19 protein-coding genes are annotated in these 17,610 nt (G+C 69.8%); 6 read left to right on the forward strand and 13 right to left on the reverse strand.

Features of this window, described 5'->3' with window-relative positions; all coding sequences use genetic code 11:
• The first annotated feature begins 4 nt into the window (after positions 1-4).
• The 3 genes from menE (at position 5) to ORI60_RS42175 (ending at position 3,142) form a co-directional block, all read left to right on the forward strand.
• Positions 5-1,042, forward strand: coding sequence for an o-succinylbenzoate--CoA ligase (gene menE / locus ORI60_RS42165; RefSeq protein WP_266043597.1), 1,038 nt, complete (start codon positions 5-7; stop codon positions 1,040-1,042).
• Positions 1,043-1,120: 78 nt separating this feature from the next.
• A complete protein-coding gene (locus tag ORI60_RS42170; protein ID WP_266043598.1) occupies positions 1,121-2,221 on the forward strand; it encodes an SH3 domain-containing protein in 1,101 nt (366 codons plus the stop codon).
• A gap of 48 nt (positions 2,222-2,269) precedes the next feature.
• Positions 2,270-3,142 carry a 1,4-dihydroxy-2-naphthoate polyprenyltransferase gene (locus tag ORI60_RS42175; RefSeq protein ID WP_266043599.1) on the forward strand — a complete coding sequence of 291 codons (873 nt, stop codon included), beginning with the start codon at positions 2,270-2,272 and terminating at the stop codon, positions 3,140-3,142.
• 6 nt (positions 3,143-3,148) lie between these two features.
• Here the strand turns inward: ORI60_RS42175 and ORI60_RS42180 are convergent, their stop codons facing one another.
• Genes ORI60_RS42180 through ORI60_RS42220 form a run of 9 tightly spaced genes read right to left on the reverse strand, consistent with a single transcriptional unit; the run spans position 3,149 to position 10,814 of the window.
• Complete coding sequence (locus tag ORI60_RS42180) at positions 3,149-3,550, reverse strand: hypothetical protein (RefSeq protein ID WP_266043600.1); 402 nt, start codon at positions 3,548-3,550, stop codon at positions 3,149-3,151.
• Positions 3,550-3,996 (reverse strand): hypothetical protein, encoded by a 447-nt coding sequence (locus ORI60_RS42185; protein ID WP_266043601.1) that lies wholly within the window; start codon positions 3,994-3,996, stop codon positions 3,550-3,552. The genes ORI60_RS42180 and ORI60_RS42185 overlap by 1 nt, the downstream gene beginning before the upstream one ends.
• 1 nt (position 3,997) lies before the next feature.
• A complete protein-coding gene (locus ORI60_RS42190; protein ID WP_266043602.1) occupies positions 3,998-4,981 on the reverse strand; it encodes a hypothetical protein in 984 nt (327 codons plus the stop codon).
• Positions 4,978-5,394 carry a hypothetical protein gene (locus ORI60_RS42195; RefSeq protein ID WP_266043603.1) on the reverse strand — a complete coding sequence of 139 codons (417 nt, stop codon included), beginning with the start codon at positions 5,392-5,394 and terminating at the stop codon, positions 4,978-4,980. Before ORI60_RS42195 ends, ORI60_RS42190 begins: the two co-directional genes overlap by 4 nt.
• On the reverse strand, positions 5,394-8,603 hold the full coding sequence (locus tag ORI60_RS42200; protein ID WP_266043604.1) for a hypothetical protein: 3,210 nt from the start codon (positions 8,601-8,603) through the stop codon (positions 5,394-5,396). Before ORI60_RS42200 ends, ORI60_RS42195 begins: the two co-directional genes overlap by 1 nt.
• Positions 8,600-8,905 (reverse strand): hypothetical protein, encoded by a 306-nt coding sequence (locus tag ORI60_RS42205; RefSeq protein ID WP_266043605.1) that lies wholly within the window; start codon positions 8,903-8,905, stop codon positions 8,600-8,602. Before ORI60_RS42205 ends, ORI60_RS42200 begins: the two co-directional genes overlap by 4 nt.
• A gap of 55 nt (positions 8,906-8,960) precedes the next feature.
• Positions 8,961-10,049 carry a PLP-dependent cysteine synthase family protein gene (locus ORI60_RS42210; RefSeq protein WP_266043606.1) on the reverse strand — a complete coding sequence of 363 codons (1,089 nt, stop codon included), beginning with the start codon at positions 10,047-10,049 and terminating at the stop codon, positions 8,961-8,963.
• A gap of 26 nt (positions 10,050-10,075) precedes the next feature.
• A complete protein-coding gene (locus ORI60_RS42215) occupies positions 10,076-10,345 on the reverse strand; it encodes a DUF4229 domain-containing protein (RefSeq protein WP_266043607.1) in 270 nt (89 codons plus the stop codon).
• 4 nt (positions 10,346-10,349) lie between these two features.
• Entirely contained in the window at positions 10,350-10,814 is a 465-nt protein-coding gene (locus ORI60_RS42220; protein ID WP_030478192.1) for an Lrp/AsnC family transcriptional regulator, read from the reverse strand.
• Between the two features lie 422 nt (positions 10,815-11,236).
• Between ORI60_RS42220 and ORI60_RS42225 the strand changes: the two genes are divergently transcribed.
• Positions 11,237-11,443, forward strand: coding sequence for a BldC family transcriptional regulator (locus ORI60_RS42225; protein WP_030473853.1), 207 nt, complete (start codon positions 11,237-11,239; stop codon positions 11,441-11,443).
• A 56-nt stretch (positions 11,444-11,499) separates the two neighbouring features.
• Positions 11,500-11,667 (forward strand): hypothetical protein, encoded by a 168-nt coding sequence (locus ORI60_RS42230; RefSeq protein ID WP_086667950.1) that lies wholly within the window; start codon positions 11,500-11,502, stop codon positions 11,665-11,667.
• Between the two features lie 54 nt (positions 11,668-11,721).
• Here the strand turns inward: ORI60_RS42230 and ORI60_RS42235 are convergent, their stop codons facing one another.
• The 4 genes from ORI60_RS42235 to ORI60_RS42250 all read right to left on the reverse strand — a co-directional run bounded on the left by ORI60_RS42235 (position 11,722) and on the right by ORI60_RS42250 (position 16,342).
• The gene (locus ORI60_RS42235) at positions 11,722-13,026 is read right to left on the reverse strand and encodes a MinD/ParA family ATP-binding protein (RefSeq protein ID WP_266043608.1); all 1,305 of its coding nucleotides are present in this window, start codon (positions 13,024-13,026) and stop codon (positions 11,722-11,724) included.
• Between the two features lie 102 nt (positions 13,027-13,128).
• Positions 13,129-14,040, reverse strand: a complete 912-nt coding sequence (ccsB, locus tag ORI60_RS42240) for a c-type cytochrome biogenesis protein CcsB (protein WP_266043609.1) — start codon at positions 14,038-14,040, stop codon at positions 13,129-13,131.
• Positions 14,040-15,515, reverse strand: a complete 1,476-nt coding sequence (gene resB, locus ORI60_RS42245) for a cytochrome c biogenesis protein ResB (protein ID WP_266043615.1) — start codon at positions 15,513-15,515, stop codon at positions 14,040-14,042. Before resB ends, ccsB begins: the two co-directional genes overlap by 1 nt.
• Positions 15,516-15,556: 41 nt before the next feature.
• Positions 15,557-16,342 carry a cytochrome c biogenesis CcdA family protein gene (locus tag ORI60_RS42250; RefSeq protein ID WP_266043616.1) on the reverse strand — a complete coding sequence of 262 codons (786 nt, stop codon included), beginning with the start codon at positions 16,340-16,342 and terminating at the stop codon, positions 15,557-15,559.
• A gap of 120 nt (positions 16,343-16,462) precedes the next feature.
• On the opposite strand from ORI60_RS42250, the gene ORI60_RS42255 reads away from it, so the two are divergent.
• Positions 16,463-17,452, forward strand: a complete 990-nt coding sequence (locus ORI60_RS42255; protein WP_266043610.1) for a M64 family metallopeptidase — start codon at positions 16,463-16,465, stop codon at positions 17,450-17,452.
• Positions 17,453-17,610: the final 158 nt, after the last annotated feature.

Below are 17,610 nucleotides of genomic sequence, written 5' to 3' on the forward strand. Positions count from 1 at the left end.
GCAGGTGCCTGTGCTCGACGAACTGCGCGCGGCGCTGGCCGGTGGCGAACCACTGGTCGACGGCCCGCTCGACGGCTGGGAGAAGCAGGCCGTGCTCGGCGTGCCGACCTCCGGCTCGACCGGCGAACCGAAGACCGTGCTGCTCGGCGCGGACGCGCTGACGACGTCCGCGGAAGCCACCCACGAGCGGCTGGGCGGCCCCGGCACGTGGCTGCTCGCGTTGCCGACCGGCCACATCGCCGGGGTGCAGGTGCTGGTGCGGTCGATCGTCGCCGGCACCGCACCCGGCGTGCTCGACCTGTCGAACGGCTTCCGCGCCATGGGTTTCGCGCTCGCCGCGAGGCCCGTGCTGGCGCAGCCGGGACGCCACTACACGGCGCTCGTGCCCACCCAGCTCTCCCGGCTCGTCGTGGGCGAGGGGCCGGGTCTGGAGGCGCTGCGGCAGTTCGACGGCGTGCTGATCGGCGGGGCCGCCACCCCGCCGACGTTGTTGCAGCAGGCGCGCGCTCTGGGCGTGCAGGTCGTCACGACGTACGGCATGAGCGAGACGTCCGGTGGGTGCGTGTACGACGGCGAACCGTTGCGGGACGTCTCGTTGCGCACCGACGACGTGATCGAGATCAGCGGTCCGGTGCTGGCGCTGGGCTATCGCGGGCACGCGGAGCCGTTCGGCGAGTGGTTCCGCACCGGCGATCTCGGACGGTTGCGCGACGGCCAGCTGGAGGTGCTGGGACGCGCCGACGACGTGATCGTCACGGGCGGCGAGAAGGTGCCTCCGGTGCTGGTGGAGCGGGCTCTGTCGACCGTCGAGGGCGTGCTGGAGGCGTGCGTGGTCGGCGTGCCGGACGACGAGTGGGGGCAGGTCGTGGCCGCTGCCGTCGTCGCGCGCGGGGTGGAGCCGCCGGTCGACGCGCTGAGGGCCGCGGTCGTCGAGGCCGTGGGACGGGCGGCGGCTCCGAAGCTGGTGCGGTTCGTGCACGAGCTGCCGTTGCGCGGGCCAGGCAAGGTCGACCGAACGGCCGTGGCGGCCTCCTTTAGGTGAACCTTTACCGCTGAGGACAACCCTCGCCGCGAAGCGTGCGGAACCCTAGCCGCGCGCGTTAGCGATGGGGGTTTCTTCATGCGCTACCTGATACCGCTGGTCGCGGGCGCCGCTCTGGTGGCCGGACTGGCGTCTCCCGCCCAGGCCGCTCCTGCCTCGAACGAGTGGTCCGCCGACGTCAGCGGCCGTGCCGTCACGTGGGGCGGTTCCCCGCGCACGGGCCTGATCGAGCTCGGCTCGCACAGACTCGCCCAGCCCGCCAACGCGGTCACGGCGGCGGTGACCGGCGATGGTGTCGTCGACGTGCGCGGCCTGCGTGCGGACGGGCAGTGGACCGAGTGGCTGGAGGCACCGGCGACGTTGCCGGTGACCACATCCACCATCGAGACCCGCGTGGTTTTGAGCAGTGGCAAGGCATCGCGTGTGAAGCTGACCGCGAGGCAGGTGCCCGCGACCGTGGCCGCGGACGACGTCTCCGCCGCGGCGGCCGGGCGTTCGTACCGGGTGTACGCGACGCGGGAGGGTCTTGTCGGGGGCACCACGGCGAACGGGCACGTGATCCGTTCGCGCGACCACTTCGTGGCGCTGCCTTCGCGGCGTGGCCTGGCGGGCAAGAACTCCGGCAACTACAGCGTGCAGGTGTGCGCGTCGAACGGCCGTTGTGAATGGGCGCCTGTGTGGGACGTCGGCCCGTGGAACACCAAGGACGACTACTGGAACCCGTCCGCGACGCGCGAGATGTGGAAGGACCTGCCGCAGGGCAAGCCCGAGGCGCAGGCCGCGTACGAGAACAACTACAACGGCGGCAAGGACCAGTTCGGGCGCGAGGTCGCCAACCCGGCGGGCATCGACCTCGCCGACGGCACGTTCTGGGACGGCCTGAAGCTCACCAACAACGCGTGGGTGACCGTGACCTATTTGTGGACCGGCTCCGGTCCTGTCGGGACTGTCCGCACGGCCGCGGCCAACGGCACGGTGAACGTCCGCAGCGGCGCGAACTCCTCGTCTTCGCAGGTGGGGCTGGCCGCGAACTACGCGCAGGTCAGGGTGACGTGCCAGCTGACCGGTGAGTCGGTGTCGGGCACGCAGGGGACGTCGAACGTCTGGTACCGCATCGCGTCCGGCAAGCACATCGCGAAGGCGTACGTGGCGGGCGTCTCAGGCGCCACTGCCTGCTGATACACCCCTTCGGCGGGTCCTCAGGAGCCATACCGGAGGATGTGGGGCATGGCCTCAGTCGTCCAGTGGATCCAGGGGACCCGCCCCCGTACGCTGCCGAACTCGATCGCCCCGGTGGTCGTGGGAGCCGCTGCGGCGCACCACATCGACGAGTTCAACGTGCTCTACACGGTGCTCGCGCTCGTCGTCTCGGTCGCGTTCCAGGTCGGCGTGAACTACGCGAACGACTACTCCGACGGCATCCGCGGCACGGACGACAACCGGGTGGGGCCGTTCCGCCTGACGGGGTCCGGTGCGGCCGAGGCGTCGAAGGTGCGGCTGGCGGCGTTCATCTCGCTCGGCGTGGGCGCGCTGGCCGGTGTCGTGCTGGTGGCGTTGTCCGGGTACTGGTGGCTGCTCGGCTTCGGTGCCGTGTGCATCGCGGGGGCGTGGTTCTACACGGGCGGCAAGCGTCCGTACGGCTACGCGGGCCTCGGCGAGATCGCGGTGTTCCTGTTCTTCGGCCCGGCCGCGGTGCTGGGCACGTTGTACGTGCAGACGGGCGAGATCACCGGCATCGGCATCGGGGCGTCCATCGCGATGGGGTCGATCTCGGCCGCGGTGCTGGTGGCGAACAACCTGCGCGACATCCCGACGGACGCCGTGTCGGGCAAGCGGACCCTGGCCGTGGTGCTGGGCGACAAGGACACGCGCAGGCTGTACCTGGCGCTGGTGGCCGTGCCGTTCCTGATCGCGCTGGGCATGGTCGTGCGGGTGCCGTACGCGCTGCTCGGGTTCCTCGCGGCGCCGGTGCTGCTGCCGGCCGTGCGGCGGGTGGCCGCCGGGCGTGGCGGCCGTGACCTGATCCCGGTGCTGCAGTTCACCGGAATCGCGATGCTGGCCTGGGCCGTGCTGGTCAGCGCCGGTCTGGTGCTGGACTGAGCCAGGTCACCAGGCGTCCTCGGTGAACTGCAGCGGCTCGTCGTCGTCCGTTCGCGCGGGCCTGCGCGGGGGTGGCGGCGGGGCCGTCTCCCCCTTGATCAGCTCGTCGAGCCTGGCGCGGTCGGCTTCGAGTGCCTGGCGCACCAGCGGATCGTGGCCCGCCTCGCCGGTGAGGACCTGACGCCAGCTCAGGCCGGCACCGCGCGCGATGCGGTCCGCGAGCTGGCGCATCGCCGGTGAGGCATCGCTCGACTTGGCGAACTGCATCACCCTGCGGATGTCCTCAGTGGACGGTTCCTTGCCCCTGAGGCTCTGCTGGGCGGTCCGCATGGCGCGGTCCGCCTCGGCGACCGCGCTCGTCAGGAAGTCCTCCGCCGCGCGGATGTCCGGTGTCCGCCAGGCCGTCATCACCACTTGTCCTCCGTGAAGATGTCGGGGTCGAGCTGGTCACCGTCGTCCCCGCCCCGGCGCGGCCGCTGGGCTTCCATGATCTCGTCGGCGGTCATGCCCTCCCGCAGCATCTGGAACGCCTGCTTCATCTTGTTGACGTTCTCCTGCTGCATGGCCTGCACGTCGGGGTCCTGCGCGGCCTTGCCGGAGACCACGTCCTCCCAGGTGAACTCACCCGCGTCCACCTTGCGCTTCAGCGCTTTGAGCTGTTCGGGCGCGTCCCGTTCCTGCGCGGCCCGCTCGACCTGCTGCGCGATCGCCTTGAAGTCGACGGGCGGGACGGGCGGCAGCGGCGTCTCCTTGAGGCGGTTCGCGAGGTCCTGCGCCTCCTTGAAGCGCGCGTCGACCTGTGCCTCGGCCGCTCGCAGCTCCGCGGACTTCCAGCCGTCGTTCGGGGTGGTCATCTCAGTTCTCCCTCGCGAAGAGCCCGCGCTGGATCGGCCTGGCGTCACCGCGGATGTCGCTCACCTCGTTGCGCTGAGCGAGGGTGCGCCACTGCCGGAAGTCTACTTCGGACAGACCGAGCTGCTGCGCCGTTTCGTAGTTCTCGCCGACGAAGTGCAGCACGGCCTGTTCGCCGAGGACGCCGATGATCTCGAACTCCGCACCCCGGTACGTGCAGAGCGTGCGGACCAGCTGGAGGTCCTCGACGACCGCGTCGGGCACCTCTAGGAACTGGACGCCGCCCTCCTCGGTGAAGTCCGGCGGCGCGGGGTACCCGGCGAGCGGGTGCAGGAGCACCGATCCGGGCGCGGGCCCGAAGTCGACGTCGAAGTCCTGGCCCCGGTACCTGCCGATCAGTCCACGGCGGACGGTCGGCCGGTGCGGAACCGGTGCCTGCCAGTACCTCCCGGGACCGAAGCCGACGTCACCGGTCGGGATCCAGCCGGTCTGGCGGTTGACGTACTTGCCGACGCTGCGGCCGGTGCCGTCCGGCTCGAAGCGCCAGAGTTCCGTGCCCGCCGGGAGCTCCGCGAGCTCCATGACGTACTCGGGCACGGGGTTGGCACTCGGCGTGTACCCCGTGCCGGTGAACGGCAGCGGGTAGACGCGGGTGGTGCCCATCTTCTGCGCGCCCTCGAGCGTCGGGCCGCCGAAGCTGGTGTCGAAGAGCTCGGTGGTGTGGGCGAGGAAGCGCAGCAGGTACTGCGTGCCCCTCGGCCAGTCCGCGACCTTGTCGACGCCGAACACCTCCGCGAACTGGTCGGAGGTGCCCTGCGGGAAGTCCTGCCCGCGCGTCACGAACCCGGCGGCCCGGTGCGGCTCGAACTTGCCCGGCACCACGACGTTGCCCAGGTAGAGCTGCGCGATCGCCGGGTGGACGATCTTCTGCAGGATCGTCTCCGGCCCGATGCCGGCCGCCTTGCGCACGGCCTGAGGGGTGCTCATCCCGGGTTCTTCTCCTTCCACCGCGCCAGGAAGTCGGTGCGGTCGACCTGCACGTCGGTGAGCTCGCTGACGTCGAGCGTGGCCGTGTAGCCGTTGTACTGGTCGCCTTCGAGCCCGTTCTGCGCGGCCCACACGTACTCGCCGCCCGCGTACCCGGCCTCGGCCTTGCCGTCGTCCGTCCTGATGACGTTGAACGGCTGCCCCCGCCAGGTGGCCCTCATCGTCTCGCGGTACCAGGCGTCGAGGTCGGCGACGGCCACCGTCTTCAGCTCCCGGTTCCCGTAGGTCTGGAAGCCTTCGGCGTGGGCGTAGGCGACGCCCGGGATCTTGCGGATCCAGACGTCGTCACCCTCGCTGCCCGCGAAGTAGACCTCGCCGCGGTACTCGGCCATCTCCTGGGAGTAGTAGGTCATCAGAGCTTCGTCCAGCCGAACTTGCGGTCGTACACGGCGTGCAGTTTCTCAGTTCCGTCCGCGTTGACCTGCCAGATCTCGGCACGATCGGGCAACGGTGTGCCGCCGTCGACGCGCCACTCCGGCATGCCGCCCATCGTGTAGCCGGTGCCGGTGAACGGGTCGTAGCCGTCGTAGACCTTGGTCGACCCGCCCGCCGCCGCCATCTGCTTCTGCGACGCCTCGTAGTGCGCCTGCTCCTGCGGCGACTGGTAGGAGCTCTCCGGGTGCGGTCCGACCAGGTTGTAGTCGGGCACGTCCTTCTTCGGCCCGCCGAACGGCACGTTGTGCGCGCCCGCGTTCTGGTCGGTGACCTCGTAGCGGAGCTGCATCGCGTTCGGCGCGCCCTCGGGGATGGGCGTCCAGCCCTTGCCCTTGTCGTCGAGCGCCAGGCCGTCCCGCAGGCCCTGCGGCGTGTTGACGTCGACCACGTCCTGGCCGCGGGCGACCGAGCCGCCCATCTGGTTCTGCCAGGTCTCCTTCTGGCTGCCGGGGGCGTGCGGCTGGTCGGGCAGGTAGGTGCTGAGGGCGCTCTGGTTGAGGGCCTTCGTGACGATGTCGCCGGTGTCGACCTTGATCTGGTTGCGGACGTCGGCCACGTGCTGGGCCTCGTCCGCGCTCAGGTCGGTGGACAGCTTCTGGCTCAGCTCGACGTAGCGGTCGCGGTCGGCCTGGTTGGGCAGGAGCTGCTCCAGCTGGTGCTGGTAGCCCTGGCCCTGCGCGGCCATCGCGGCGGCGTCGAAGTGGCCCTTGAGGTCGGGGCCGGTGGGCGGCGGCGGGGTGCCGCCGTCGCCGTCGCCGTTGTGTCCGGGGGTGGCGTCGTCGTTGCCGGGCCTGGGGTCGGTGTCGTGGCCCGCCGGGGTGTTGTCGTGGTCCGGCTGGGGGTCGTGGGGCCTGACGTCTTCGGCACCGCTCGTGTCGGTGTCGTGCGGCTTGGTGTCGTCGGGACGGGTGTCGGTGTCGTGGGGCTTGGTGTCGCCGTCGTGCGGCTTCGGGTCGGTGTCGTGCGGCTTGGCGTCAGCGTCGTGGGGCTTGGCGTCAGCGTCGTGGGGCTTCGGGTCGCTGTCGTGGGGCCTGGTGCTGTCGGGGGCGTCGTGCGGCTTGGTGTCCGTCGACCCGTTCGGGGTGGTGTCGTGGGGACGCGTGCCACCGTCGGCGGGCGTGCCGCCGTCGTGGGGGCGCGGGGACGGCGAGTCGGTCGGCGTGGTGCCGGACGGCGTCGAGTGGTCCGCGCCCGTGGTGGGGCTCGGGTGTCCGGGAGGCGAAGGCAGACCGCCGCCCGCGCTCGGAGCCGGATGTCCAGGAGGCGACGGGAGGCCGCCGCCGGTGCCGGTGGGAGGCGGGGCCGTTGCCGTGCCGGAGCTGGCGCTCGGGTGGTCCGCGCCCGTGGTGGGGCTCGGGTGTCCGGGAGGCGAAGGCAGGCCGCCACCCGCGCTCGGAGCCGGGTGACCGGGAGGCGAAGGCAGACCGCCACCCGCGCTCGGCGCCGGATGTCCAGGAGGCGACGGGAGGCCGCCGCCGGTGCCGGTGGGAGGTGGGGCCGTTGCCGTGCCGGAGCTGGCGCTCGGGTGGTCGGGTGGCGTCGGGAGGCCGCCGTTTCCACCGGGCGTCGGGTGGCCGCCGGAGTTCGGCGGGGTCGGCAGGCCCGCACCGTCGGGGTGCGTTCCCGGAGTCGGGTGCGAGCCCGAGCCGGGCGTCGGGTGCGTGCCCGCGGAACCTGGGTGGCTGCCCGAGGTTCCGGGGCCGGACGGCGGCGTGGGCAGGCCCGCGCCGGGACGTCCACCGGTGGGCGGCGTTCCCTGGCTGGGCGGGCTCGGTAGAGCTGAGCCGGGAGGCGTGGGGAGACCGGGGGGCTTGGGGGTGCCGGTCGGGCTGCCGGCGCTGGGGAACGCCGGGACGCCGCCCGCGCCCGGACGGGAGCCGGAGCTCCTGGTCTGGTCGCCTCCACCTGCGCCTGGCGCCATCGGGGCGCCCATCGGCATCGCGCCGCCCATGGGGGTCTGGTGGGACGACGGAGGGGCCACGGCGGGGGCCGCGCCTGCCGTGTGCGTGGTGTCCGGGCGCATCGGGGCACCGGGCGAGCCGGAGGGGCCGCCGACCGGACCGCCGCCCGAGCCGCCGCCGGAGCCGGGCATGGAGGTCGGAGCGCCACCGCCGCCGCCTCCGCCCAGCGAAGGCGGTGCCGACGTGGCGGGGCCTGCCGCGGTCGCCGCGTGGGTGGTGGCCGGAGCGTCTGGGGACGAGGGCAGGGTCGGCGGGGCCGCTGCCGGGGCACCGCCGGGTGCCACCGCGGAGACGGCGGCGGGTTTGGTGTCCTCCGCACCGCCTGGCGGGCTCTGAACCTCGCGGACCCTCGTGCCGATGTCGTTCCCGCGGTCCGCGATCTCGGTGGCCGACTCCTTGATGGACGTGAAGTCGTCGTGGATGTCGTTGACCGCGTTGCGGACGTCGCGGCCCGCCTCGGCCACCTCCTGGGTGGCGTTCATGGCCTCGGCCAGGGAGTCGGCGTCCTTCAGCTTGCCGATGGCGGAGAAGACGCGGCCGACGGCGTCGAAGAGCGCCTTCACGTCGGAGATGAGCTTCTGGACCGTGTCGATGATGTCCATGACGCGCCGGTAGATCTGGTACGCGTTCCAGACCATCTCGGCGGCCTTGATCCAGCCGGCCACCGGGATCCAGACGGTGGCGGCGGCTTCCAGCAGCTTGTTGACCAGGTAGTCCAGCAGGCGCGCGGCCTGCTTGCCGAGGGCCTCGGCGCCGGACGCGACGGTGTCGAAGCCCTTCGCGATCAGCTGGGCCACGCCCATCTCGGCGAGGAGTCCGGCCTTCCAGCCGAGCGCGATGTACTTCTCGTGGGCGCGGGCCGCGTCGCCGTCCCAGTGGTCGCGCACCTTGCCCACGGCGTCGGTGAGGTTGTACGAGACGTCGTTCATGGCGTTGCCGACCATGCGCCACGCGTCGCCGTCGGCACGGATCTTCGACCAGTCGCCGGTGATCGGCGTGATGATCGTGGAGACCAGGCTTTCGCCGGTCACCGCCTCGAACACCCAGTTCACCGCCTGGACGCCCCAGCCCTGGTCGCGCAGGACGTCGTTGAGAGACGCCGTGTCGACCTCGGGCTGCTTGAGGGACGCGGCGACGGGGCGCGGGGGCTGGTAGGCCGTCGTCACTTCAGCAACCCGTCGAAGTTGCGCCGCTGGAGGGCGTCGACGTCCTCGTAGACCTTCGCCGTCGCGTCCACCGCCGTGGCCGCGCCCTCGAGCTTCGACTTGCCGAAGTCGAGGGACTCGTCGAACAGCGCCCGGACGACGTCCACGCCCGGCTGCAGCAACGAGAGCAGGCCCGTGAAGCCCGCCTTGTCGCACGCCGTGGCGTGGACGTACTTGCGGATCGTCTCGAACTCTTGGGCCTCGGTGCGCAGGTACTCGGCGTACGCGCGCAACTCGGCCGCGTCGGTGAACAGCGACGACACAGCGTCCCCCCTGCGGACTCAGGTGCTCAGGTCACGCTGTGACGCACAGCTCTCGTCACCAGTTCCCCGTGCGGTGGAAGTTGTCCAGGCGTTCTAGGCACGGGGCGAGGTGCATGCCCTGTGCCGACACCCATGTGTCGTCGTAGTAGGTGTTCGCGTAACGCTCGCCACCGTCGCACAACAAGGTCACCACGCTCCCGCGAGTGCGAGACTGCCGCATCTCGGCCACGATCTGGAACGCTCCCCACAGGTTCGTCCCGGTGGACCCGCCGACCCGGCGGCCGAGCAGGTCCTCCACGTACCGGATCGTCGCGACGGACGCCGCGTCCGGCACCTTGATCATCCGGTCGATCACCTCGCCGATGAACGACGGCTCCACCCGTGGCCGGCCGATGCCCTCGATGCCGGAACCCCTCGTGGCCACCAGGTCGCGGTCGCCGTCGCGCCACGCGTCGAAGAAGACCGAGTGCTCGGGGTCGACGACGGCCAGGCGCGTGTTCAGCTTCTGGTAGTGGACGTACCGGCCGATCGTGGCCGATGTGCCGCCCGTACCAGCGCCGACGACGATCCAGTCGGGCTCCGGCGACGGCTCCAGCTTCATCTGCTCGAAGATCGACTCGGCGATGTTGTTGTTGCCCCGCCAGTCCGTCGCGCGCTCGGCGTGCGTGAACTGGTCCATGAAGTGACCGCCGAGCTCCGCGGCCAGCCGGCGCGACTCGTCGTAGAGCGCGGAGGGCTCGTCGATGAAGTGGCACCTGCCGCCCTGGCGTTCGATCAGCGCGACCTTCTCCGCCGAGGTCGAGCGGGGCATGACCGCGATGAACGGCAGCCCCAGCAGCCGCGCGAAGTAGGCCTCGGACACCGCCGTCGAACCGGAGGAGGCCTCGATCACGGGCGTGCCACCGGTGATCCAGCCGTTGCAGATCGCGTAGAGGAACAACGAGCGCGCCAGCCGGTGCTTCAACGAGCCCGTGGGGTGCGTCGACTCGTCCTTCAGGTAGAGGTCGATGCCCCACTCGAGCGGCAACGGATAGCGCAGGAGGTGCGTGTCAGCGCTGCGGTTCGCGTCCGCCTCGATGATCCCGACGGCCTCGCACACCCAGTGCCTGGTCCTGCTGCAAACGCGGTCAACGGAGGTACTCACAGCGGCACGATAACCGCGCGAACGTCCTATGCCCGGGTGACAGGACCTTCGTCACCACGCAGCTCGGAGCGCAGCTTGTCGCGCTCGGCCCTGCGCGCCGCCTGGTGCTCGCCGAGACCCACCGCCACCCGCTGCCGCAGCCCCTTGAAGATGAACAACGAGGCCGGCAACGCCACGACCACGCCCACGGCGAGCGCGGGCAGCAAAGGAACCTTGACCAACATGAGCGCGCCCATCACCACGACCACGAGGCCGAGGCGGGCGAGGACGTAGAGCGTCACATCACGAGCGAGCACCCGTTCAGGTTACGTCGCCTTCTTCGTCACCGGTGTTCGGGCGCCCCTCGAACCTCGTGGAGAGCACCACGGTCGTACGCGTGCGGGCCACGCCGGGAATGCGCCGCAACCGCCCGAGAGCGCGCTCCAAGTCGTCCACCGTCGACACCCTGACCTTCACGATGAACGACTCGTCACCCGCGACCCGGTAGCAGGACTCGACCTCGTGGAGCTCGGCCAGCGCGACCGCGACCTCGTTGTCGTCCGCGATGTCGGTCGGGTGGATGCCGATGAGCGCGGTCACGCCCAGTCCGACCGCGCTGGGGTCGACGACCGCGTGGTACCCGACGATCACGCCGCTGGACTCGAGCTTCCCGACCCGCTCGTGCACGGCGGAGGCGGACAGGCCGACCTGCCTGCCGAGGTCTGCGTACGTGGCCCGTCCGTTGGCCCGCAGGGCGGCGATGATCTGCCGATCAAGAGCATCCACCCGCGACACCCTATGCCTCACGCGTCCGCCCAGGCACCAGCGGTCACACGAGCCGCGAGTTCGAGTCGCCACCCTCACCCGAACCGCAAGCTCACGCCGGCCACCCTCACACGAGCCGCGGAGTCACCTCGACCACCTCAACCGATCCGCAAGCTCACTTCGGCCCTCTCACCTGGGCCGCGAGTTCGCGTCGGTCGTCCGGGTCCCTCTTCGTGTCAACCGCCGAAGGCGATTCGGCGCGAAGCGGGGCCCGGACGACCGACTCCCCGGCGAACTCGCCGCGCGAGCGGAGCGAGCGCCATCAACACTGTCCGGTTCGCCCCGGTCGTCCCTTACTACCTCTTTACCAAAAAACAAGCGTTCGAGTACCTGATGGGTCAGATGCCACGATCAGACCGGAACGTCTGATCTGAGGAGGACGAGTGACTGCAGCCACCGAGCGGCTCTTGACGCCTGGGGAAGTCGCCAATCTGTTCCGGGTCGACCCGAAGACCGTGACCCGATGGGCCACCGCGGGTCGCATCGGCTCGATCCGCACCCCTGGAGGACATCGCAGGTTCCGTGAGACCGAGGTGAAGGCTCTGCTGTCGGAGCTCACGACCGAGGCAACTGAACCCGTTCGCCACTGAAACCGTATTACTCCTGTGCCGCGGGTAATCTCGTGGCAAAGGGAGGTGGCGACACGATGATCTACCTGCTGGCGGTGATCGGTGCGCTCACCGTGGCTGTGCTCGTGTGGCGAGCGTTCGCCCCGCAGCACTCGGAGTACACCCCAGGCCGCAAGGTGATCGCGCCCGACGACGACCCGGAGTTCCTGCGCAAGCTCGACGAGCAGCGCAAGCGCGACGAGTGAACGGAAAAGGGGCCCTGATCCCAGGACCCCTTTCCGCCACTGTCGAGAACCCGTTCAGGAGTGCGGGAAGTCGTCCGCGACCACAGCGGCGAGTTCCAGCAAGGCCAGACGGGTCTCCGGCGCGAGCTGGTCCAGCGCGATCTCGGCGCCCTCTTCGAGGTGCGCGTCGAACGGCAGGCGGACCACGGCACGGCATCGCTGCTGGAAGTGGGCGGCGAGCTTGTCGAGGTCGACCTTGCCCGACTTCGGGCGCACCGAGTTGATCACGCAGACGGACTTCGCGACCAGGTCGCGGTAGCCGTGCGCCTCCAGCCAGTCGAGCGTGGCCGCCGACGTCTGCGCGCCGTCGACCGAGCCGGACGACACGAGGACCAGCGAGTCCGCCTCGTCCAGCACGCCCTTCATGGCCGAGTGCATCAAGCCGGTGCCGCAGTCGGTCAGGACGATGTTGTAGAAGTGCTCCAGCAACGCGATCGTGCGCCGGTAGTCGTCCTCGCTGAACGCCTCCGACACGGCCGGGTCCTGCTCGGACGCCAGCACCTCGAGCCGTGCGGGTGACTGCGAGGTGTACGAGCGCACGTCGCTGTACTTCGTGATCCGCGGGGCGTCGCGCAGCAGGTGACGCACGGTCGCCGTGGTCTCCCGCGGGATCTTCAGCGCCAGCGTGCCGCGGTCGGGGTTCGCGTCGACGGCGACAACCCGGTCACCGCGCAGCGACGAGAACGTCGAGCCGAGCGTGGTGGTCGTCGTGGTCTTGCCGACACCGCCCTTGAGGGACAGCATCGCGATCTTGTAGCACCCGCGCAGCGGCTGGTTGATCCGCGCGATCAGCTCGCGGCGCCGCACGTCCGCCGGGCTCTCGCCCAGGTTGATGGCACCGCCGGTGATCGTGTGCAGGGACTTGCGCCAGCCGGACGTCGGCGGACGCTTCTCCTTCTTGATCAGCTGCTGCGACGAGACTTCCTGCGCCTGCGAGCGGTACTGCTGCTGCGGGAAGTTGTTCGGGTACTGCTGGCCGGCGAAGTGGCCGTACTGCGCGGTGTTGTCGGTGTGGTGGGGGCCCGACTGGCCGCCGCCCACCGCATGAGCACCCGACTGGCCGCCACCCACCTGGTACGCGCCGGACTGCGAACCGGGCACCGGGTACGGGCCCGACGCGGTGCCGGGCACCGGGTACGGGCCGGAGGCGTTGCCGGGCACCTGGTACGCGCCGGACTGGCCGGCCAGGTTGTACGGGCCTGATTGGCCGCCGCTGACGTGCTGCGGGCCGGACTGCTGCGGGTCGAGGTAGGCCGCCGCCTGCGGGTCGACGTACTGCGGGCCGGAGCCCTGTTCCTCACCCGGTGGTTGCCATGTCACCGCTGTGGCCCTCCCTGAGCAAGAGGGACCGAGACTTCCCCGACCCCCAGGTTGCGACGGTACGCAACCGGCAACGGTTCCATCGACCTGGGGGCTAACTCGTTAGAGACCTGCGTACGAATGCAACCCGCTGGTGACCAAGTTGATGAAGAACAGGTTGAACACGTTCAGGGCGAAGCCCGCGATGTTGATCCAGGCGGCCCTGCGGCCGCGCCATCCGGCCGTCGCCCGCGCGTGCAGGTACGCCGCGTAGACCACCCACGAGACGAACGCGACCGTCTCCTTCGGGTCCCAGCCCCAGAACCGGCCCCACGCCGCTTCCGCCCAGATCGCGCCGAGGATGATGCCCGCGGTGAACAGCGGGAACGCCAGCACGGTGGTCCGGTAGGACATGCGGTCGAGCACGTCGGCGGACGGCAGCTTCGGGAAGCGCTCGGAGTTGGTGTCCTTGAGCAGGTAGAGGATCGACGTCACGCCGGGGATCAGCAGCATGCCGGACGAGATCGAGATCACCGAGACGTGGATCACCAGCCAGTACGACCGCAGCGCCGGCTGGACGGGCGCGGACTCGGCGTAGAGCACGGTGCCGCCGAGGAACAGCAGGACCAGGATCGGCGTCAGCACGAACGCGCCGAGGCGGCGGATCGGGAACTTGGCCATCAGCACGATCCACGTCACCACGGCCGCGAGGCACAGCAGCGACATGTACTCGTACATGTTGCCCCAGGGCGCGCGCCCGGCCGACAGACCGCGCATGACCAGCGAGCCGAGGTGCAGCACCGCACCGAGGACCGTCATCGCGGCGCCCATGCGGCCGATGCGCTCGGCCTTGGTCAGCTCGCTCTTCGGCGCGTCGGTGAGGACGTCGGGTCCACCGGCTCCGGCCATCGCCCTGCGCGGCGCGCGGGCGAAGGCCTGCTCGACCGCGTAGAGCAGGACCGCGAAGAGGTAGACACCCAGCGCACTGCGGTACAGCCAGTCGCTGTAGGTCGCGAGGGTCTCGTCAACCGGCATCAGGACTTCTCCTCGTTCAGCACCGCGCGGGCCAGCCGCGTGAACTCCTCGCCGTATCCTGCCTGGTCAGTGCGGGCGAGCCCGCCGACCTCGACCAAAGTACGCCCGTCGTCCAGACGGGTCGCACGCACCCACACCCTGCGGCGCTTGACGGTCAGCGAGACCCCCAGGCCGAGGATGATCAGGATGGCGAACGCCAGCACGTACCCCTGGGTCGGGTCGTGCGACACCTGCAACGACACCCAGTCGTTCACGGCGTCGAAGCGCACCTTCGTACCGTCGTCGAGCGCGATCTCCTCGCCCAGCGCGAGGTTCTTGCGCGCGACCTTCGCCAGCCGTCCCTGCTCGACCATCTTCTGGTCGATCGAGAAGATCGACTGGCCGCGGCCGTCGTCCACGCCGAGGTCGCCGCGGTACACGTCGACGGCGACCATCGGGTTGTTCAACGCCGGGAACTTCGAGTTCAGGATGTTGCCGTGCAGCAACGGCGTCGGCGCCAGCAGGCCCGTCACCGCGATCTGGCTCTTGCGCCGCGTCTCCGAGTCCGTGACGCCGGGCGGGTCGAACTTCGTGGCGCCCTCCGAGGCCAGCGTGAGCTGGTCGGTCGGCAGCCACTGGATGCCCTGCGTGCGCTTCTCGCCGTTGGGGAACGTCACGGTGAACGTCGGCGTGTACCCGTGGCCGAGCAGGTAGAGCCGGTCGCCTTCGGTGCGCAGCGGGTGGTTGACCTGCAACGTGTACGGCTTCCACGTGTTCGACACGAGGTCGTCGCCCGACTGGTAGCGGATGTCCGCCTTGTAACCGACGGGCTGGCCGTTGTCGAGGTACTCGGCGGAGAACTTGCCGATCTCGACGCAGAACGGCGTGAGGTCCGTGCCGTCGACCCGCAGGCCCGGACGGAACTGGTCGTAGTTGAAGATGCCGCCGTTGCAGAACTGGCCACCGTTCGCCTGGACGATGACCTGGCCCTCGTAGTTGAACATCTTGCCCAGCGCGAACGACACCAGCAGGCCCAGCAGCGCGAAGTGGAAGACCAGGTTGCCGGTCTCGCGCAGGAACCCGCGCTCGGCGCTGACCGTGCCCTCACCGGTCTCCATCCGCCAGCCGCGCATGGCCTTCTTCGCCCGCGCAAGGGCCTCGTCCGGCGTCACGTCGAGCTCGGCCTGGGCGTGGTGCGGCATGCGCGAGAGGTTGCGCGGCGTCAGCACCGGCTTCGCGCGCATCTGCTTGAAGTACTCGAACGTGCGGGGCAGCAGGCACCCGACGAGGGACGTGAACAGCAGCAGGTAGATCGCAGCGAACCACGGCGTGGCGTACACCTCGAAGAACCCGAGCTTGAGCAGCAACTGCCCCCACCAGCCGCGCTGGGCGACGTACTCGTCGACCTTGGCCGCGTTCAGCGACAGCTGCGGCAGCAACGCACCGGGCATCGCCGCGAGCGCGAGCAGGAACAGCAGGGTCAGCGCGGTCCTCATCGAGGTGAGCCCGCGCCACGTGTTGCGGAGGAAGGCGATCACTAGAGCGGCAGCCTCACGACGTCGACGAACGAGTAGCGCAGCCACCCGACGAACTCACCCCAGAGCCCGGTCACCAGCGCGATCCCGACTCCGATCAGCAGCACGCCACCGAAGACCTGCACCTGCCGGGCGTGCGTGCGCAGCCACTTCGTCACGCCCAGCGCCCACCGCGCACCGAGCGCGAGGACCACGAACGGCAACCCGAGCCCCAGGCAGTACGCGAGCACCAGAACAGCCCCGCGCACGGTCGACGACCCGACCTCGGTGCTCCGCGCCACGGCGAGCACCCCGGCCAGCGTCGGCCCGAGACAGGGCGTCCACCCGAGCGCGAACACGGCCCCGAGCAAAGGCGCCCCGAGCAACCCGGCCTTGGGCTTGGTGTGGAACCGCACGTCCTTCTGCAGCGCCGGAACGAGCCCGATGAACACCAGTCCCATCAGGATCGTGACGACACCACCGATGCGCTGGAACAGGTCAGCGTTGAGGAACAGCAGGTCCGAAGCACCGAGAATGGCCATCGAGGCCAGCGCGAAGACGACGGTGAACCCGAGCACGAACAGCAAAGAGGCACCGGCCACCCGCCACCGCCCCTGCCGTGCGGGCTCGTTCGCCTCGACCCGAGGCGCCTCGGCCCCGACCAGCCCGGCGAGGTAAGCCAGGTAACCGGGCACGAGCGGCACCACGCACGGCGACGCGAACGAGATGAAGCCCGCGAGCAGAGCAACCCCGGTCGCCAGCAGCAACGGCCCGGAGATCGCCAGATCGGTGGGGTTCACAGACCTCAGAGTAGGTAGTTGCCCGGATCACGCGACCACCGGCATGGCTTTGACCCAACACAAGGCTTGGGCCAAAAGTACCGACAATTGCCGCTTGTGGGTGACATCACGGTTGCTTAGCGTCAGCGCATGCAACGTTCCCGGCTGCTCCTCCCAGCGCTGACGATGTCAGCACTGGCACTGTTCGCGCAGGTACCGGCCGGCGGCGCTGCCCCGGCGATGGAATGGCGGGAAGTCTTCAACGAAGACGGCTCGATAACCCAGGCACTGACCCCGAAGGCCCCAGCGGAGAAGTCGTCGGACTTCCGCGCCCTGGCCGCGGCGGAAGTGATCCCGGTCCAGGTGACAGGCGACTCGGCAGACCGCTTCGACCTGGTCTTCGTAGGCGACGGCTACACGGCCGAAGACCTGACGACCTACACCGCGAACGTGAAGAGCAAGTGGGAAGAACTCTCAGCGGTAGAGCCCTTCGCCACCTACAAGGAGTACTTCAACGTCTGGCAGGTCAACGTGGTCTCCGCAGAATCAGGAGTGGACCACGACCCGACAAAGGGCTTGCTGAAGAACACAGCCCTGGACATGGGCTTCTGGTGCCAGGGCCGCGACGCGAACACAGAACGCCTCCTCTGCGTGAACGAGACCAAGGCAAAGGAATTCGCAGCCCTGGCCCCGCAGTCGGACCAGGTGATCGCCCTCGGCAACACCACGAAATACGGCGGCGCAGGCGGCTCAGTGGCAACAGCGTCAGGCTCGAACGCACAAGCGGGCCAAATCGCGATCCACGAACTGGGCCACTCGATCGGCGGCCTGGCCGACGAGTACGACTACCCGTACGCCAACTACACGGGCACAGAACCACGCGAAATCAACGTGACCAAGGACCCCACAGGCGCCAAGTGGGCGGAATACCTGGGCCAACCTTCCCCGGACGGCGGCGTGATCGCCCCGGTGGAGGGTGCGCGCTACTACAAAACCGGCCTCTACCGCCCCACAGGCAACTCGATCATGCGAACCCTGGGCAAGCAGTTCAACTCGATCGGCCGAGACGCCATGATCAAGGCCTTCAAGGCCAAGATCCCATCCCTGAACGAGCCGGTGACCCCACCCGCACCGCAGTAGCAGCAGCAGTAGCAACGAGCAGCCCACCCAAGCGAAGCCGAAGGCGAGCCGTCCTGCCATAAGGCAAGGGCGGTGGGGTCCCATCACGAGTCGCGCCACAGCACTTGCTGCATGAGAGAAGGGGTGTCAACTCGACACGCTTTTCGTCGAGTTGACAC

The organism is Lentzea sp. NEAU-D7, from assembly GCF_026242055.1.
Lineage (GTDB): Bacteria > Actinomycetota > Actinomycetes > Mycobacteriales > Pseudonocardiaceae > Lentzea.

Excerpts from the sequence above, each read along its gene's own strand:
- ORI60_RS42175 (WP_266043599.1), top strand. The coding sequence starts at position 2,270 with ATGGCCTCAGTCGTCCAGTGGATCCAGGGGACCCGCCCCCGTACGCTG.
- ccsB (WP_266043609.1), bottom strand. The coding sequence starts at position 14,040 with ATGCCGGTTGACGAGACCCTCGCGACCTACAGCGACTGGCTGTACCGC.
- ORI60_RS42170 (WP_266043598.1), top strand. The coding sequence starts at position 1,121 with ATGCGCTACCTGATACCGCTGGTCGCGGGCGCCGCTCTGGTGGCCGGA.
- ORI60_RS42185 (WP_266043601.1), bottom strand. The coding sequence starts at position 3,996 with ATGACCACCCCGAACGACGGCTGGAAGTCCGCGGAGCTGCGAGCGGCC.
- ORI60_RS42230 (WP_086667950.1), top strand. The coding sequence starts at position 11,500 with ATGATCTACCTGCTGGCGGTGATCGGTGCGCTCACCGTGGCTGTGCTC.
- ORI60_RS42190 (WP_266043602.1), bottom strand. The coding sequence starts at position 4,981 with ATGAGCACCCCTCAGGCCGTGCGCAAGGCGGCCGGCATCGGGCCGGAG.
- ORI60_RS42195 (WP_266043603.1), bottom strand. The coding sequence starts at position 5,394 with ATGACCTACTACTCCCAGGAGATGGCCGAGTACCGCGGCGAGGTCTAC.
- ORI60_RS42180 (WP_266043600.1), bottom strand. The coding sequence starts at position 3,550 with ATGACGGCCTGGCGGACACCGGACATCCGCGCGGCGGAGGACTTCCTG.
- ORI60_RS42255 (WP_266043610.1), top strand. The coding sequence starts at position 16,463 with ATGCAACGTTCCCGGCTGCTCCTCCCAGCGCTGACGATGTCAGCACTG.
- resB (WP_266043615.1), bottom strand. The coding sequence starts at position 15,515 with ATGAGGACCGCGCTGACCCTGCTGTTCCTGCTCGCGCTCGCGGCGATG.